This window comes from Bacillus cereus group sp. BfR-BA-01347 (assembly GCF_022663835.1).
GTDB classification, from domain to species: Bacteria; Bacillota; Bacilli; order Bacillales; family Bacillaceae_G; genus Bacillus_A; species Bacillus_A thuringiensis_K.
In genome coordinates, this window is record NZ_JAKUGG010000012.1 from 59,291 (window position 1) to 77,583 (window position 18,293).

Here is an 18,293-nt window from a genome sequence, read left to right on the forward strand (position 1 = left end):
CAAATATATCACTTACTATTGTTCTTTGCAAGGTACTATAAAATTTTTAATATTATAAATGGATGGAAATATTTTTGCGTATTTTTAGAAGAGATATAAAAATGTTATTTTAAGATAAACAAAAGGTTGTAAGCGCATTCTTTGAATCTTGTCAAAATAATGTCGAATTCATATTGTTGGAAAAATAATGCATTTGTAATATAATGATAACGATACTTCACCACATTAATTAACTAGGTGAAATTAAAATCTTTATTACACACATTATGAAATAAAGGGTGATTAGTTTTGAGTACAGATGTAAAAGCAAACGACGTGAAGACAAAAACAAAAGGAGCAGATCTTGTTGTTGATTGTTTAATTAAACAAGGTGTTACACATGTTTTCGGTATTCCAGGAGCGAAGATTGACTCTGTATTTGATGTATTGCAAGAAAGAGGACCAGAGTTAATCGTTTGTCGTCATGAACAAAACGCAGCATTTATGGCAGCTGCTATTGGTAGATTAACAGGGAAACCGGGCGTATGTCTTGTAACTTCAGGACCAGGGACATCAAATTTAGCGACAGGTCTTGTTACTGCGAATGCGGAGAGTGATCCCGTTGTTGCTTTAGCTGGTGCAGTACCTCGTACGGATCGATTAAAACGTACGCATCAATCTATGGATAATGCTGCACTATTCGAACCAATCACAAAATATAGCGTAGAAGTAGAGCATCCTGATAATGTGCCAGAAGCATTATCAAATGCATTCCGAAGTGCAACTTCCACAAATCCAGGCGCTACTTTAGTAAGTCTGCCGCAAGACGTTATGACTGCGGAAACAACTGTAGAGTCTATCGGTGCGCTTTCTAAGCCACAGCTTGGAATCGCTCCCACACATGATATTACATATGTAGTAGAAAAAATAAAATCAGCGAAATTACCAGTTATTTTACTCGGTATGAGAGCGAGCACAAATGAAGTGACGAAAGCTGTTCGTAAATTAATTGCGGATACAGAACTTCCTGTCGTTGAAACATATCAAGCAGCTGGTGCGATTTCACGTGAGTTAGAAGATCATTTCTTCGGCCGCGTTGGATTATTCCGTAACCAACCAGGTGATATTTTACTAGAAGAAGCAGACCTTGTTATTTCAATTGGTTATGATCCAATCGAGTATGATCCAAAGTTCTGGAATAAACTTGGCGACAGAACGATTATTCATCTTGACGACCATCAAGCAGATATCGACCATGATTACCAACCAGAGCGTGAATTAATTGGTGATATTGCCTTAACGGTAAATAGCATCGCGGAGAAATTACCGAAACTTGTATTAAGTACGAAATCAGAAGCGGTATTAGAACGATTACGCGCGAAATTATCAGAACAAGCAGAAGTTCCAAATCGTCCTGCAGAAGGTGTTACGCATCCACTTCAAGTGATTCGTACACTTCGTTCTTTAATTAGTGACGATACAACCGTTACATGTGACATCGGTTCCCATTCTATTTGGATGGCGAGATGTTTCCGTTCTTATGAACCACGTAGATTATTATTTAGTAACGGCATGCAAACGTTAGGTGTTGCACTTCCTTGGGCAATCGCAGCTACTTTAGTAGAACCAGGTAAAAAAGTAGTTTCCGTATCAGGTGACGGTGGTTTCTTATTCTCAGCGATGGAGTTAGAAACGGCGGTACGTTTAAATTCTCCAATCGTCCACCTTGTTTGGAGAGACGGCACATATGATATGGTTGCATTCCAACAAATGATGAAATACGGCAGAACATCAGCTACAGAGTTTGGCGATGTTGATCTTGTGAAATATGCGGAAAGTTTCGGGGCGTTAGGTCTTCGTGTTAACACGCCTGATGAATTAGAAGGGGTATTAAAATCCGCATTAGCAGCAGACGGCCCTGTCATTATTGATATTCCAATCGACTACCGTGATAACATTAAATTAAGCGAAAAATTATTACCAAACCAACTAAACTAATGGAGGCAGATTTGAGATGACTGTTGCGCAATTAATTGATATTGATGCAAAAAAAACGAAAATGAGTAATGAAGTATATCAAACATCTACAATGCTTGCGCTATTAGATGGTATATATGATGGTGTGATTAGCTTTGAAGATTTGAAAAAACATGGTGATTTCGGCATCGGCACATTTGATCAATTAGACGGTGAAATGATTGCATTTGATAATGGATTTTATCATTTACGTTCAGACGGTTCAGCGGAAAAAGTAGAGCCAGAAGAAACAACGCCATTTGCGACTGTAACGTTTTTTGAAAAAGAAATGAGTTATACGGTAGAGCGTCCGATGAATCGTGAAGAAGTTGAAGCGTTATTACATGAATTAATGCCAAGTAAAAACTTATTTTACGCTATTCGAATGGACGGTACGTTCCGTGAAGTAAGAACGAGAACTGTTCCAAGACAAGAAAAACCGTATACACCACTCGTTGAAGTGACGAAATCGCAACCAATCTTTTCGTTTGAAAATACAGAAGGTACGCTTGCTGGATTTTGGACACCGGATTATGCACAAGGTATTGGGGTAGCTGGATTCCACTTACATTACATTGATGATGAAAGAAGCGGAGGCGGACATGTTTTCGACTATGTTGTAGAAAACTGCACGATTCAAATTTGTCAAAAAGCTCATATGCATTTAGCACTTCCAGAAACAGCAGATTTTATGAAGGCTGAATTATCAAGAGAAAATTTAGAGGATAATATTGCAACTGCGGAAGGTGCAGAGTAAGAGGGAAAGACTGTTCCAAAATGGAACAGTCTTCTTTTATTCGTAATGTTATTATTTGTCGATAAATCGATATTTCTTGTCGAACCGTTGATATATTGTAAGTTACGATAGATATATTTGAAAAATCGTTGATATCGCTTATTTCTTTGAAACGAACGGATGTCCTTCATAATAAAAACGCCACGGATAATGTACAGCTTCTTCCGCATAGTCGATGTTAATACGAGGTCCTGCTGTTATTTTATATTGTGATGATAGGTGTTCTTCTTCTGGGACGAGTTCAATATGTAATGTATCACTTTGTAAGGATACACCTCGTTCTTCTAAAGTAATTCCGAGGGCACGGCATAGTTTGCCAGGGCCGTTCGTTACATTTTTATACTGGGCTTTTGTAATGTCGGTTTTGTTGAAGCGTGCTAGTTTTATTTCTTCTATTCCATCTACCGGCTCAAGGGCTCGAATGAGAACACCTTGCGGGGTGCCAACTGGCGCTGTAATGACGTTAAAACAATGATACATACCGTAAATTAAATATACGTAAGCATGTCCCGGTGCACCAAACATGACTTCTGTACGGTCCGTTCGTCTACCTCCGTAACTATGTGCGGCTTTATCATCGGGACCTTTGTATGCTTCTACTTCTACAATGATTCCGCTTCGTTTTACTCCGTCTACAATATGTACAAGTTTCTGTCCGAGTAATTTCTTTGCGACTTCTAACGTATCGCCTTCATAAAAGGAAGGTGGTGCCTGCATTGTACTATCTCCTTTGCTAAGTGTATATGTATATAGTAAACCAAATTTTCAGTAGTAATTCTAACTCGTTCTATTTGCTACATTTATTTCATAAATTATGGATAGAGTACAACAGCGAAGAGGGGGAGTGTGACATGATTTATCGCTTACTAGCTCTTAATATAGATGGGACACTACTATACAACAACGGAAAAATTGCAAAAGGATTAAGAGAAACAATTGAATTTGTGAAAAGAAAAGATGTATACGTTACATTATTTACGAGTCGTAATTTTCAATCCGCTCATAAAGTAGCAAAAGCGTTAAAATTAGATTCTATATTAGTGACACATGGTGGTGCTTTCGTTTCAGCAACGTTAGATAAGCCGTACGTTCAAAGAAGATTATCTGAAGAGAAGACTTTTAACATTGTGCAAGTGTTAGAGCACTTTGATTGTAACGTACGTATTTCTCATGAACGGTTTTCAATCGGAAATCGTGAGAGAAATACACCAAACTTAATTGCGCGCACTGTATTATCAAGCGCAGATCCGTTATTTTATCCAGTTCAATTTGTAGATTCGTTAGGTGATGCGCTTCGTGATCATCCGGTAGCGGCGCCAAAAATTGATGTTCTTTTCCAAACTAAAGGTGAAAAAGAACGCGGGCTAAATACATTAAGAAAAGCGTTCCAAGATGTAGAGTATGTTGAATGTGATTCAAAACGAATAGAAATTTTACCACAAAATGTATCAAAATTACGTGGATTACAATTGCTTGGAGAGCATTTAAATATTTCGCTAAATGAAATGGTTGCGATTGGAGATAGTATGGAAGATTTAGAAGTTATTGAAAACGTGGGACTTGGGGTAGCGATGGGGAACGCACCTGTAGAATTAAAGCAAGCAGCAGATTGGATTACACGTTCAAATAGCGAAAACGGTGTAGAGTATATGATTAAAGAGCATTTCCGTAAGCAATTCCCGCTTCCGTTTTTGAAGAATCATAAAAATACACCGAAACGATGAAAGAAAAACGTAGCTTTTTGGCTACGTTTTTTTGTTTATCTTATTAAAAACAGTGAAATCGTTTTAAAATATGAATTGTGTACGAAATCCATACAATTCACTTGAATCCTTCAGAAAACTAATGTAAAGTGGATGATGTTGCCAAAACAGTTACACCACATGAAATATTCTTCAGATTAATTTTATTGGGCTCCCATACGTAAAAGTATTTCCGCATGACAGTTTAGTTCACGTATTATTTCAAAAATGAATTGTAGCAATCTTATTAAGTAGTTGTAGTGTTTCTTTGTTTTATTTAAATGGATTATTTTAAGTTAATGTGAGTAAGGTTTGGTACATATGATATGTACTTCTTTTTGTGATTTTAGGAAGTTTAAAAGGGGGAATGAATTTCTTGAGGAAATCATTTAATCAAAAAATTAAAAAGTTAAGTAGTAGTTTAATAGTTGTATTACTAATATGTATGAATTTTTTAATCCACTTACCATTTAAAGCAGAGGCAGCTACAACAGAATTAAAAGGTTTAGGTGATGTATCTTATTACAATACCATCATTTTTGGAGATCATAGTGCAACGAGTGCGGATATTGAAGGTGCGATGGCTGTTCAGAAAAATATGAACGCATCAAGTTATACAGTCGTAGCGGCTGCAACTGGAGCAAATAACTTAGCTGGAGCAACTTGGGTAGATGAAGGATATCCATCATTATTACTAGGCGGTCAATTTACGAAAGCGGGAGCAGGACAAGTAATTATTCAAGATGGAACAGTGGCGATGACAAAAGACGGTGACCCAGATGGCGCAATGAAAACATCATATGACCGTATCTCTTATAAAGAGCAAGCGGAGATTGATGCTAAGTTTAAAGAATTTAGAAAAGACGTCGATGGTGTAATTGGGGATGCAAGTAAACTACACACTGATAAGCCAAAACCTAATATGAGCTTTGGAATCGGTGAAGATGTAAACAACCCTAATATTTATGTCTCTTCAGGCCAAACGGGAAAGAAAACATTTGATGTAAAAGACGTTTTTCTTCCGAATGTAGAGAATAAAGACTTTATTGTTATTTATTCAGATGCAGAAGAAGTGAGTTTTGGTGGCGGTGCAATTTTGTATGATACAAGAAATACTGGGATGGCGACGGATTTAATTAATACATCTCAAGCATACGACCCTAATTCATCTTTTACTGAGTTAGCTAGTAAGGTAATTTGGGTATTTCCTAATGCTACAAAGATAACAACTAAAGGTTATGGTGTAGTAGGTAGTGTGTTTGCACCTAATGCAGTTGTAGAAACAAAAGGTGGTTCTATTAATGGACAAGCCTATGTTGGAGGATTACACCAAAGAGATGGTTTTGAGGTTCATAATTTTAAATTTAACTGGCCAAAGTGGAATAAGCCAGCAGCTGAAAAAGGACATTTACAAATTAAAAAAGTTGATGAAAATGATGAAAACATTGTTTTAAAAGATGCAAAATTTGATGTTATAGACAAAGATAATAACGTTGTGGCTACTGTTACAACAAACGAAAAGGGTATTGCGGAAGTTAAAGATTTACCATTTGGTGACTATTTTGTAAAAGAAATAAATGCACCAGAAGGATATATAAAAGTTGATACACCAGTCAAAGTAACAATTGATAATACAAACGTAATTGAACTTGTTATGAAGAATACGAGAAAAGTAGAGAATGGCCAATTTAAATTATTGAAAAAAGATAGTGAATCTGGTCAACTTCTACCAGGTGCAAAATTTGATGTTATCGATAAAGATGGGAAAGTTGTGGAAACAATTGTTACAGATGATAAAGGTGAAGCCTTATCGAAACAACTTCCAGTTGGAAGCTATACATTAAAAGAAGTAGAAGCACCAAAAGGATATGAATTATCATCTAGTTCAGTTTCTATTGATGTAGAGGCTAATAAAGTAGTGACTGTAGATGTGGTGAATAAAAAGATCCCCGAAAAAGTAACGGGTCAATTCGAAATCGTGAAAGTAGATGCGGAAGATAAAACGAAAGTATTATCAGATGCAGAATTCGAAGTGTATAAAGATGGTAAAAAAGTAGATACGTTACGAACAGATAAAACTGGTAAAGTAGTTTCACAGAAATTAGAACCAGGAAAGTATACATTAAAAGAAACGAAAGCACCACAAGGATATAAATTGTTAAAAGAAGAAATTGAAGTCGTTGTGGAAGCAAACAAGTTAGTAGAAGTACAAATAGAAAATGCGAAAGAACTAGGAAGCTTACAAGTAATCAAAAAGGATGCAGAGAGTGGAACAGTTCTAGCAGGTGCAGAATTTAAATTAAAGAACGAAGCTGGTCAAGTAGTTGGAGAAGCGAAAACAACGAATAAAGAAGGTGTTGTGAAATTCGAAAACTTAGTGCCAGGAAAGTACACGTTAGAGGAAACAAAAGCGCCAGAAGGTTATAAGGCGTTAGAAGTAACAGTAGAAGTAAACGTTATAGCGAACGAAGTAGTAAAACAAGAAGTTATGAATGAAAAAGTGAAAGAAGAAATTACAGGTCAATTAGAAATTACAAAGGTAGATGCCAATAATACAAATAAAACTTTAGCAGGCGCAGTGTTTGAAATTTGGAAAGACGGAACAAAAATCGACACATTAACAACAAACAAGAGCGGTAAAGCGACTTCTAAGAAGTTAGAACCAGGAGATTACACTTTAAAAGAAATCCAAGCGCCAGAAGGATATACTTTATCCGATAAGGAAATGAAATTTACGATTTCTAATGAAAAAATTGAAGTTGTAAAGCTTCAAATTACAAATAAAAAAGATACAGAAAAAGGTCCGGAAAAACCAGGTGAAGGAACAGAAAAACCAGGTGAAGGAACAGAAAAGCCAGGTGAAGAAACAGGGAAGCCAGGTGAAGAAACAGGGAAGCCAGGAGAAGGAACAGAAAAGCCGGGTGAAGGAACAGAGAAGCCAGGAGAAGGAACAGAGAAGCCAGGAGAAGGAACAGAAAAGCCAGGAGAAGGAACAGAGAAGCCAGGAGAAGGAACAGAAAAGCCAGGAGAAGGAACAGAAAAGCCAGGAGAAGGAACAGAAAAGCCAGGAGAAGGAACAGAAAAGCCAGGAGAAGGAACAGAGAAGCCAGATGAAGGAACAGAGAAGCCGGGAGAAGGAACAGAAAAACCAGGTGAGGGAGTAGAAAAACCTAATTTACCAGAAAAAGGACAAGGTTCTTCTAATAATCAACAACTTCCAGCTACAGGACACAATACGAATTACGTTCCATTCATCGGTTTTATGCTTCTGTTATTAGGAATACGTTTAAGATTCATGGCTAAAAATAGCTAACAGATGTATAAAAGGCATCAGAGATATATAGTCTCTGATGCCTTTTAAGTGAATACAGATAAAATGAAAATATCTATATGGAATGATAAATATGTTAAGCTTCAATTACGCTAAGCATTCTGTTTATAAATGCAGCTGCGTGTGCACGTTGTGATGGTCCTTTTGGTACGAATTGATTAAATTCATTACCTTTTACAATTCCATATCCATACACTCTTTGTACTTCTTCTTTAGCGTAAATTAAGTTTTGGTCTACGAATGGTAGTTCAACTTGTTTTGCAAAAATACCAGCGTGTTTTAGAGAACGATCAATCATAATAACAGCTTCTTCGCGTGTAATTGTAGTATTTGGATCAAATGTATTATCACCACGTCCGCGGATTATGCCTGCGCTTGCTGCACGATTAATACCGTCTCTTAACGATGGGTGTACTTGTTCTAAGTCTGTGAAATTAGCATTTCCACTTGGTAATTGTAAAGCACGAGTAATTAGTGTAGCAAATTCAGCACGCGTTACAAGACGTTCTGGGAAGTACTTGCCGTTCCCTTCTCCTTGCATAATGCCTCTAGCTGCTAATTGACGAATGTCTTGTTCATACCATCCACCTGTAATGTCATCAGTTACGGGATTTTTTTGGTTTTCCTTATAGTATGTTTCAGTTCCTTTTAAGAAAGCATCCCATTGTCCGCGTTGAATCATAAACGCAGGGCAGTTTTTTCCTGACCAAAATTGGTGTTTTTGGACCTTATCTAGAGAAATATTTAAGTCGTTCATTAAATAAGCTGCCAATTTACGGGCATTTTCTACCGCTTTTTCATAGTTTCCATCTTGATTAACGGCAATTTCAATTCCGATAGATTCATAGTTTCCAGTTTTATTTCCAGCATGCCATCCAACTTCATTTACTGGAAGATGTTGATAAATTTCTTTATCATCTACTGTGAAATGCCAAGATGCGGCGCGATCAGCTGTTCCGCGTGCTTGATTATCTAAGAATTTTGCATGATTTAGAGCATTGGCACCCTTCGCTGTATTAGCTGTTTCGTGAATCGTAATATATTTAGGTACCATCGGGTAGCCAGGGCGAATATCGTCATTTCCTTTTGGGACAATCATTTCTTTAAATGTAACGCCATAAATATTGTTTGTTTGTAGAGCTTCTGGCGATCTCAATAAACTATTTTTAGCAGTACGACTGTTTTTTAATAATGAAGCTTTTGTACCTTCAAATGTAGCAGCAGGTGCATAAATCCATTTTGCTGTTTCATTTATTTGGACTTTAAACCAATTTCCAGCTTGTTCAGTAGGAGTTATGACTTGTGGCTGTAGTTTCCCTTCTTCTTTAAATGATTGGAACGGAAGGGCATGTATGGAAGCTTCTTCTTTTACGATTAATTTTTGGTTAGATAGTTTATGAATCTCTTGAACTTCTAAACTATTATCATTGTTATCTATCCATCCAGCGCCAGTTGGCGTCGTTATGTAATAAGCATTTCCTTTTTTCTTTGTCGCCGTTACGACTTGTTCTGTAATCTCGATATTCGATTTGTTTTTTAAATCATTCGCGGTATATAATGAATGTTTTTTTGAAGTGTATAGTAGGAATTGACCAGTAACCTCGATATCTTCTTCATGAGTACTATGCTCATTAACATGCTCTTTAATACTTTTAAAAACTTGATCTTCCGTATATACTTCAGCGGATTTTTCAGCACTCTCTGCAAATGAATAAGTAGGTGCAAGAACAGTTTGTAATGCAAGAGAGAGAGTTAAAACACTATAAAATTTCTTTTTCATATTTGTTTTTAACACATTAGATTATGGAATCTAGTGTTAACATTCCTCCTTTTTATATTGTATTTTCACTATGTATCGATTTTAATACTAATAAATTTTAACAAGAGAAAATGATGATGTCTATATACATGAGCGATATTCATAAAAAGAATTATTTGAAAAAATGTAAGAGAAACAGGTAAAACCTTCTGTATTGACCTGTAAACGCCCTTCAAGTAAACTAAAGAGAGTTTGCAAATGAAAAGGTGATAATGTTGTTAATTTCAATTAAAACGTTACAAGATGATCGTTTTTTACGTCCGCTACAAAATATTGGCGGCTTATTTTTTGAAGATAGTACGATTGGATTTGAACAAGAGGAAGCGAATCTTATCGTTGATATACACATTGAGGATAATGTGAAAGCATCCGCTCGATTAACGGATGTTAGCACAGGAAATGTGTATGAAGAAACATTCTCGAAAGATTTATCTGCTTTCACAGATGAAAAAGAGCGTATGAAGCAAGTGAAACACGTTGTTTCTTATGTATATCTTTCTGTTCTTCAGCAGTTAACTGGTATTGAACAAAGCTGGGGTATTTTAACGGGAGTACGTCCGACGAAACTTCTTCATAAAATGCTTCAAAATGGTATGTCAAAAGAAGAAGCGCATCAAGAGCTTCGTGAAAGTTATTTAATTCATGAAGAGAAAATTGAACTTCTTCAGCGCATTGTTGATTGCCAATTAGCAGTTATTCCGGATTTATACCGTTTGAAAGAAGAAGTAAGTATTTATATCGGTATTCCGTTCTGCCCAACGAAGTGTGCATATTGTACATTCCCGGCTTATGCGATTAATGGACGCCAAGGCTCTGTTGATTCGTTCTTAGGTGGTTTACATTATGAAGTTCGTGAAATTGGTAAGTTTTTAAAAGAAAAAGGTGTAACAGTTACGACGATTTATTACGGTGGCGGTACACCGACAAGTATTACAGCAGAAGAGATGGATATGCTGTATGAAGAAATGTATGAAGCATTCCCAGATGTGAAAAATGTGCGTGAAGTAACAGTTGAGGCAGGCCGCCCAGATACAATTACGCCAGCAAAGCTAGAAGTGTTAAATAAATGGAACATTGACCGTATTAGTATTAATCCGCAGTCATACCATCAAGAGACACTAAAAGCAATTGGACGTCATCATACTGTAGAAGAAACAATTGAGAAATACCATTTAGCTCGTGAAATGGGAATGAACAATATTAATATGGACTTAATTATTGGTCTTCCTGGTGAAGGGTTAGATATCTTCAAACATACGTTAGATGAAACAGAAAAGTTAATGCCAGAATCATTAACAGTTCATACGTTATCATTTAAACGTGCTTCTGAAATGACGCAAAACAAACGTAAATATAAAGTAGCAGGTCGCGAAGAAATTACAGCGATGATGCACGAAGCAGAAGAGTGGACGCAAAAGCATAATTACGTACCATATTACCTATATCGTCAAAAGAATATTTTAGGTAACTTAGAGAACGTTGGTTATGCAATGCCGAGGCAAGAAAGTATTTACAACATTGTCATTATGGAAGAAGTACAATCAATTATCGGACTTGGTTGTGGTGCATCAAGTAAATTTGTTCATCCGAAGACAGGAGCAATTACGCACTTCGCAAATCCGAAAGATCCAAAATCATATAACGATGGCTTCGTAAAATATACAGAAGATAAACTGAAAATTTTAGAAGAGCTATTTGCATAAGAAGAAAGAGGTTGTTCCGAGTCGGAACAACCTCTTTTTTATCCTGCAGTAATGGGCGGTCCGATTATATCTTGTCAGTTTTTGTCGGTAAGTCGATATATTCGAAAAATCGCTGATATAATTCGAGTTGCGCTGATATATTTTGAAAATCGTTGATATATTTCAAGTTACGGTCGATATATCTGGAAAATCGCCGATATAATTTCATTTACCTTCTAGCGGCACAGTATGTAAAACTATGTCGATAATAATCAGAAAAATTAGTCAAATCATTAAAGGACAATGTCTACTTATGGACGAAATGATAGATTTATGAAAGAGAAAAGGGGGAAATTGTTGGCATGTACATGACGATAGGGAGAATTTTTGATTTATCAGTTGGTAAGTATCCGAATAAAGAGGCGTTAGTGGAACCTGAAAAGAATATTCGCTGGACGTATAAACAGTGGGATGAACAAATAAATAAAACAGCGCACGCTCTATTAGAAGACGGAGTAAGAAAGGGAGATACTGTATCTGTTTACTTATATAATTGCCGTGAATTTGTAAACGTTTACTTAGCCTGTGCGAAAATTGGAGCGATCTTTAACCCGATTAATTTCCGCTTAAAAGCAAAAGAAGTATCTTATATTCTTCAGGACGCATCCTCGAAAGTCGTGGTCTTTGAAAAAGCAGTTGAGTCAACTGTTGCTATAATTGAAAGAGATTTTCCAAATACATCTTTTTGGTCTATAGAAAACGATAAACCTTCCTATGCAAGTTCCTACCATGAAAAAGTGAATGCAGCATCTTCTGAGAAAGTAAATATCGAAATTGATGAAATGGATTATTGTTCAATGCTTTATACGAGCGGTACGACAGGTCATCCGAAAGGCGTATTACATCGTCATCGTGAAATGACTGAGCATAGTATGATTTGTACGTATTTCCTTAAATATAATAGAGATAGTGTAGGGCTTGTTGTGGCGCCTTTATATCACTGTGGTGAATTAAATGCCGGAATCATACCACGCATTCAAGTTGGTGGAAAGAATGTTATTTTGCATCATTTTGATACAGAAACAGTATTACATACGATTCAAGAAGAAAAGATTACGACGTTCTTTGCAGCGCCGACGATGTGGAATATGTTGTTGCAAAAAGATTTAGCTCAGTATGATTTAACTTCGATGAAGATTGGTATATACGGCGGAGCAGCAATGGCACCGGCGTTAGTAAAAGAATGTAAAGAACGTCTTTATATTGATCTTGTTCAAATATACGGAATGACAGAAATGGGGCCAGTTGTTGCGTTTCTCGTAGAGGAGGATCAAATTACGAAAGCTGGTTCAGCAGGCACGCCATGTTTTAGCCATGAAGTTCGTATTGTGAAACCGAACGAGGATGCACCGGCAGAACCAGAGGATGTATTACCTCCTTATGAAGTGGGAGAAATTATTTTACGCGGCCCAACTATGATGGCTGGCTATCATAATCGTGAAGAAGCGAATAAAAAATCGATGTATAAAGGATGGTATCATTCTGGTGATCTAGGCTATTTTGATAAAGACGGTTATTTATTCGTTGCTGATCGCGTTGATGATATGGTAATTAGCGGTGGCGTAAATATTTATCCTCGTGAAATTGAAGATTTCCTTCATAGTCATCCTGGTATATTAGATGTGGCGGTACTTGGTGAGCCAGATGAATTATGGGGAGAGCGTGTTGTAGCAGTTATTGTGAAGAAAGATGAAACAATAACTGAAGCTGATTTAGAAACGTATTGCAAAGAAAGTGATGAACTAGCAGATTATAAACGTCCGCGTCATTATTTATTTGTAGATGAACTTCCGCGTAATGCGAGCGGTAAGTTGCAGAAGTTTGTGCTGAGGGAATCGTTGAAAGGGGCAAAAAAATAGAAAATGAAGGGTGCCTCATACCTATGGGATTTTTGTCCCTTGTTCTGTAAGAGATTAAACCGAAGAAACAATATCTTTGTTAATTCTTAAATGTCCTGTTCCTTTATAGAGATTGAGAATTAAGTGAATATCAATCACTTTATATTTACTTAATTCTCGTTTCTTCTTGGTGAAGATTAATTAGCGCATTTGAAATAAGGTGGAAAAACAAAATGGATGTAATGTCCAAAAAGAAAAGACACCTTAAGGTGCCTCTCTCCGACTTGAACCATTTCATTTCATACGAATCGGAATCTATCCGTATTACCATTACCCCTTTGTTATGAGTGTAAACACACACTATAAAGCAGAATCGTCTATATACACTAGATTGTTAGTTCACAAAAGACAAGAGATTTGAGATCAATATCGAAGTGACGCCACATCCCCTATAATAATTGATATGTTACGCCTTTTAAAAGAATCTGCTTTATAGAACGTGCCCACAAGTTATATTTTACTACATGTAATATTCATTTAGTGTATTTTTTAATGAATATGTATAATTACATAAAATGTATGAAAAAAGAGAGTATACTCTAATATTGTGTAATAAAGATAAAGCCCACCTACGGAATAGGGGGCTTTTCTTACTTTTTATAAATATTTATTCCAATTATATTATCAGATGAGTCTAAACGAATATAAACGTCATCTGATAAAAGGTGTGCATTATATATTCGTTGTTTATATGTTGATATCTCGAAGCGTTTTCCATTTAATTCACATTCTAGAATAATCATATCGCCATGTTCTTTCCAATTTATTAATTTAGCAGTTGTATTCATATAAACCTCCTCTAAATCATCTTATGAAAATTAATAGAGATAGTGTGAGAAAGGAGTTTATATAACAAAAAAAGACACCTTAAGTGTCTTCTTTGATTACTATAAAAGTCGTTTAATGAAATAGGTTTCTATTTTTATTTGCGTGAAAAGCCTTCTTCATCAAGGTATTCCGCAGCTTCTGGATAAGAGTTGAATGTACCGTCTAAGTTTACACCAGCGTACACGTTCCACATGTCATCCTCTGAAATAAGAGTAAGAATATGACCATCTTCGTTCTGCCATTCTTCTTCTTTCGCAGGTTCTACAGGTGCTACTACCTCTTCTTGTGATAGAAGGTCAATTGATTTCTCAATTACTGAACGTAACTCCTCTGCTGAAAACTCACGGATGTTAACCATACCTTTATCATCTGTTTTATAACCTTTAATACCGCTTGCATATACAAATCCATTTCCATTTGGATGTAAATGAAATACAACGTTCTTTTTATCTAAACGACTTTCTTCAAAGTGGAAGTTTACACGTTTTAATGATACGTTCTTTCTTTCTAGTTCTGGGAAAGATTCAATAATCGATAATTTTTCTTCAAAAGTTAGCATAGTGCCTCCAAGTATATAGTAAAAGATTTAATTTGTTCATTATAGCATAGTTGCAATTGTTTCCAAAGATAAGGGGAAAACTTTTCGTTGAATACGTTTACGTCACGAGAATGTAAAAAGTGAGCTAACGAATGTATCTTTTTAGGTGTACAATGGAACATGGACTTTATACAAAGGTGGTTTTTTTATGTTTCAAAAAATAGCAAAGGAATGTTTAGCAGGATTTACTGTTGCGATTGTTGCGTTACCACTTGCGATTGCGTTTGGTATTGCTGCGACAGGAACGTCTGAGGGAGCGCTTGTTGGATTGTATGGTGCAATTTTTGCAGGTTTATTCGCAGCGTTATTTGGCGGGACACCTGGGCAAGTAACAGGGCCAACTGGACCGATTACCGTTATTGCAACAGGAGTTATTGCGACGCACGGGTTAGAGGCAAGTTTTATTGCCTTTATGATGGCAGGATTATTTCAAATTTTATTCGGTGTATGTAAGCTCGGTTCTTACGTTCGATATATTCCGTATCCTGTCGTTTCAGGATTTATGAATGGTATTGCATTAATCATTATTTTAGGCGAAATAAAACACGTACAAAATAGTTTTCTACTTGTTGTGTTAACGATTATTGTAATGATTGTTTCTGGCAAATGGATTAAGGCGATTCCGTCTAGTTTAGTAGCACTAGTCGGTGTGACAGCTTTGCTTCCTTTATTTTCTTCTCTACTCGAAGGACTTACAGTAAAGTTACCGATTATCGGAAATCTTTCACTAAATAAAGTAATTGAAAAGATTGGAACTATTCCAGAAGCGATACCTACGCTTCATATTCCATCTTTAAGTGGAACAGGAATAGCAGCACTTATTTTACCAGCGCTTAGTATTGCTTTGTTAGGGTCGATTGACTCGTTGTTAACATCGGTCGTAATGGATAATGTGACAGGTACACGTCATAAAAGTAATAAAGAGCTCGTTGGACAAGGTATCGGTAATATGATGAGCGGATTGTTTGGCGGATTAGCAGGTGCAGGTGCGACTGTAAGGTCTATCGTGAATATAAGAAGTGGCGGTAAAACGGCACTTTCGGCATGTATGCATAGTGTTATCTTATTTATTTTTATTATGGGTCTTGGTTCGGTCGTACAATATATTCCACTTGCTGTATTATCAGGTATTTTAATTTTAACTGGTATTGGAATGTTCGATTGGGGAAGCATGAAAAAGATGCATGTCGCTCCTAAAGGTGATGTCGTTGTTATGCTCGTAACGATGATTGTAACGGTGAAGTTCGATTTAATGATTGCTGTTGCCTTCGGTATTATTCTTTCGTTCATCATATATATGGTGAAATGTAAAGAACGTAAAACTTCTATCGTAAAAGAAAAAGAAGAAACGTACACAATTCAAGGGCCGCTCTCTTTCCTATCAGTAGATCGTATTTTCTCTACTTTACAAGATGTGAAGTCACCGGTTGTTTTACGTATGAAAGATGTGCGTTATATGGATGTATCAGGAGCTATGGCATTATTAAATTTTGTTGAGCAATCAAATAAAGTAGGAGCAAGTGTAAAGCTTGAGCAAGTACATCCGAGTATTGAAAAAACAATCGCAGTAATGGCAAGCGATGAACAGAAAGAGCAATTGAAAATCTTAAGTGTTTAGATAGTAATTAGAATATCTCACAATTTTACATAAATTATAATGTAGAGTTGTGGGATGTTTTTATAATGTTTTTAGTAATATGTATCGCAGTGACAGAGAGGAAGGGCTCTTTTGGCGTAACAGAAACGCTTATAGTGTGTACACATATAATGGAAGGAATTAGAAAAATATTGTGAAGAGACAAGCTTAAATGGGTTCGCTTTTCTATTTTGAAAAAAAAACCAAGTATTCAACCTATAATAAATTTGTTATGATAACCAATGGGATAAAATGAATCCCTATCGCTTAAAACAATATGTTTGAGAGTATATGTATAAAAGAAAAGAGAAAAAATATGAATAAAACATTTGTAAAAGGAGCAGCAATTTTAACCATTACAACTTTTTTGTCAAAATTGCTTGGTAGTTTTTTTCAAATTCCATTACAAAATATTGCAGGAGATGAAGTGCTCGGTATTTTTCGCCTTGTTTTTCCTGTATATATGATTGCTCTTACATTATCGGTAGCCGGAGTTCCACTTGCAATTTCGAAACTAATTGCAGAGTTGAACGAAAAAAATAAGCAAAAGGAAATTGCGAAATTATTTAAATCAGCGTCAATTATTGGGATAGCATTTGGCGTTTTCGGCTGTTTAGTCATTGTATTATTTTCTATTGAAATTGCGAATATGCTCGGTGGACAAGAAACTAGAATGCCGTTGCTTATTACTTCATTAGCATTACTCATTGCGCCATACATGGCGGTGTATAGAGGGTATTTTCAAGGTTTCGGTGATATGAAACCAACAGGGGTATCACAGGTCATTGAGCAATTTGTACGTGTGTTTTTTATGTTAATAATTGCTTACATACTAGTATCATGGGATAAGAGTAATACTGTTATTACTAGTGGTGCGATGGTTGGCTCTTTTCTTGGAGTCATTAGTTCGCTTATATATTTGCGTATAAAATATAATAGAAGTCCATACTACAATAAAAGCAATTCCTATTCGCTCCGAGATTTAAGAGAAAACGGCAAAAAGATATTGCGGGTATCGATCCCAATCGCTATCGGAGCTTTATCAATGCCACTTTTAAATTTAGTAGACTCGCTTACAATACCGCATGTATTACAAGGATCATCAACAGAAATTCAAGAACAATTTGGAATATACAGTCGCGGTTTTGCATTCACGCAAATAATTGTTATTTTTGCAAGTGCAATTGTATTTCCGTTAATACCACTCTTAACTTCCGCATTGGCCAAAAGAGATATAAATTTGGCGAAAATAACAATTCAAAATACAAATCGACTAGCGCATGTTTTGACAGCACCGTTAACAATATGGTTGATGGCATTAACAGTACCGTTAAATGTCGGATTGTTCACAGATGTAAAAGGCAGTAGTATGTTAACAGTTATGATTGGCAGTTCGTATTTTACTGCGGTTATGGTATTATCAATAGGTGTTTTACAGGGCATTAACCGTTCTGCACAAGCTGCATGGATTGTTATTGGTGCGAGTTGTGTGAAAGTCATGTTAAACATTATGTTCGTGCAGAAGTTTGGCATAGATGGAGCGGCGTATAGTACACTAATTACTTACGTATTGATTTGTATTGTAAATCATTTTTATATTCGAAGCTATATTGCCTATTCTATTCATTTAAAAAGCTTTTTCGGTGTGCTAGCAATAGCATGTATTTTGGGACTAGGATTGTATGAATTATGTAATGTGATAGATGTTACATCTTCAAGAATTATGACGTTATTATTCAGTGGTATAGCATTAAGTATTACAACCATTTTGTATGGTGTATGTGCTTTGAAATTAAAATGGATATCAATAAACAAAATACCATTTTTGAAAAGATAAATATAGAAATTTAATTTTTTATTATAATTCATATGAACTGATAAAGAGGAAACTATGTAGGGTATCAAGTG

12 protein-coding genes are annotated in these 18,293 nt (G+C 36.0%); 8 read left to right on the forward strand and 4 right to left on the reverse strand.

Annotated elements, in window-relative coordinates; all coding sequences use genetic code 11:
- Positions 1 to 288: 288 nt before the first annotated feature.
- On the forward strand, positions 289 to 1,977 hold the full coding sequence (gene alsS, locus MR143_RS17930) for an acetolactate synthase AlsS (RefSeq protein WP_000102394.1): 1,689 nt from the start codon (positions 289 to 291) through the stop codon (positions 1,975 to 1,977).
- Positions 1,978 to 1,993: 16 nt separating this feature from the next.
- Complete coding sequence (gene alsD / locus MR143_RS17935) at positions 1,994 to 2,752, forward strand: alpha-acetolactate decarboxylase (protein ID WP_000215009.1); 759 nt, start codon at positions 1,994 to 1,996, stop codon at positions 2,750 to 2,752.
- 138 nt (positions 2,753 to 2,890) lie between these two features.
- On the opposite strand, the gene MR143_RS17940 is transcribed toward alsD, so the two are convergent.
- On the reverse strand, positions 2,891 to 3,508 hold the full coding sequence (locus MR143_RS17940; RefSeq protein ID WP_199717837.1) for a DNA-3-methyladenine glycosylase: 618 nt from the start codon (positions 3,506 to 3,508) through the stop codon (positions 2,891 to 2,893).
- 134 nt (positions 3,509 to 3,642) lie between these two features.
- On the opposite strand from MR143_RS17940, the gene MR143_RS17945 reads away from it, so the two are divergent.
- On the forward strand, positions 3,643 to 4,515 hold the full coding sequence (locus MR143_RS17945) for a Cof-type HAD-IIB family hydrolase (RefSeq protein WP_000640430.1): 873 nt from the start codon (positions 3,643 to 3,645) through the stop codon (positions 4,513 to 4,515).
- Between the two features lie 394 nt (positions 4,516 to 4,909).
- Complete coding sequence (locus tag MR143_RS17950) at positions 4,910 to 7,846, forward strand: SpaA isopeptide-forming pilin-related protein (protein ID WP_242280878.1); 2,937 nt, start codon at positions 4,910 to 4,912, stop codon at positions 7,844 to 7,846.
- A 94-nt stretch (positions 7,847 to 7,940) separates the two neighbouring features.
- Here MR143_RS17950 and MR143_RS17955 read toward each other — a convergent pair whose 3' ends face one another.
- Positions 7,941 to 9,644, reverse strand: coding sequence for an S-layer homology domain-containing protein (locus tag MR143_RS17955; RefSeq protein WP_002181961.1), 1,704 nt, complete (start codon positions 9,642 to 9,644; stop codon positions 7,941 to 7,943).
- Between the two features lie 251 nt (positions 9,645 to 9,895).
- Here MR143_RS17955 and MR143_RS17960 point away from each other — a divergent pair, with 251 nt between their 5' ends.
- Together MR143_RS17960 and MR143_RS17965 are read left to right on the forward strand one after the other, a co-directional pair.
- Positions 9,896 to 11,386 (forward strand): coproporphyrinogen III oxidase, encoded by a 1,491-nt coding sequence (locus MR143_RS17960; RefSeq protein ID WP_131250495.1) that lies wholly within the window; start codon positions 9,896 to 9,898, stop codon positions 11,384 to 11,386.
- A 341-nt stretch (positions 11,387 to 11,727) separates the two neighbouring features.
- Positions 11,728 to 13,284, forward strand: coding sequence for a fatty acid--CoA ligase (locus MR143_RS17965; protein WP_000281980.1), 1,557 nt, complete (start codon positions 11,728 to 11,730; stop codon positions 13,282 to 13,284).
- 629 nt (positions 13,285 to 13,913) lie between these two features.
- Here the strand turns inward: MR143_RS17965 and MR143_RS17970 are convergent.
- Together MR143_RS17970 and MR143_RS17975 are read right to left on the reverse strand one after the other, a co-directional pair.
- Positions 13,914 to 14,111, reverse strand: coding sequence for a hypothetical protein (locus MR143_RS17970; RefSeq protein ID WP_001098260.1), 198 nt, complete (start codon positions 14,109 to 14,111; stop codon positions 13,914 to 13,916).
- A 134-nt stretch (positions 14,112 to 14,245) separates the two neighbouring features.
- Positions 14,246 to 14,710, reverse strand: coding sequence for a hypothetical protein (locus MR143_RS17975; protein ID WP_000954998.1), 465 nt, complete (start codon positions 14,708 to 14,710; stop codon positions 14,246 to 14,248).
- 187 nt (positions 14,711 to 14,897) lie between these two features.
- On the opposite strand from MR143_RS17975, the gene MR143_RS17980 reads away from it, so the two are divergent.
- Positions 14,898 to 16,367, forward strand: coding sequence for a SulP family inorganic anion transporter (locus tag MR143_RS17980; protein WP_000486650.1), 1,470 nt, complete (start codon positions 14,898 to 14,900; stop codon positions 16,365 to 16,367).
- Positions 16,368 to 16,701: 334 nt separating this feature from the next.
- Positions 16,702 to 18,222 carry a putative polysaccharide biosynthesis protein gene (locus MR143_RS17985; protein WP_001043997.1) on the forward strand — a complete coding sequence of 507 codons (1,521 nt, stop codon included), beginning with the start codon at positions 16,702 to 16,704 and terminating at the stop codon, positions 18,220 to 18,222.
- Positions 18,223 to 18,293: the final 71 nt, after the last annotated feature.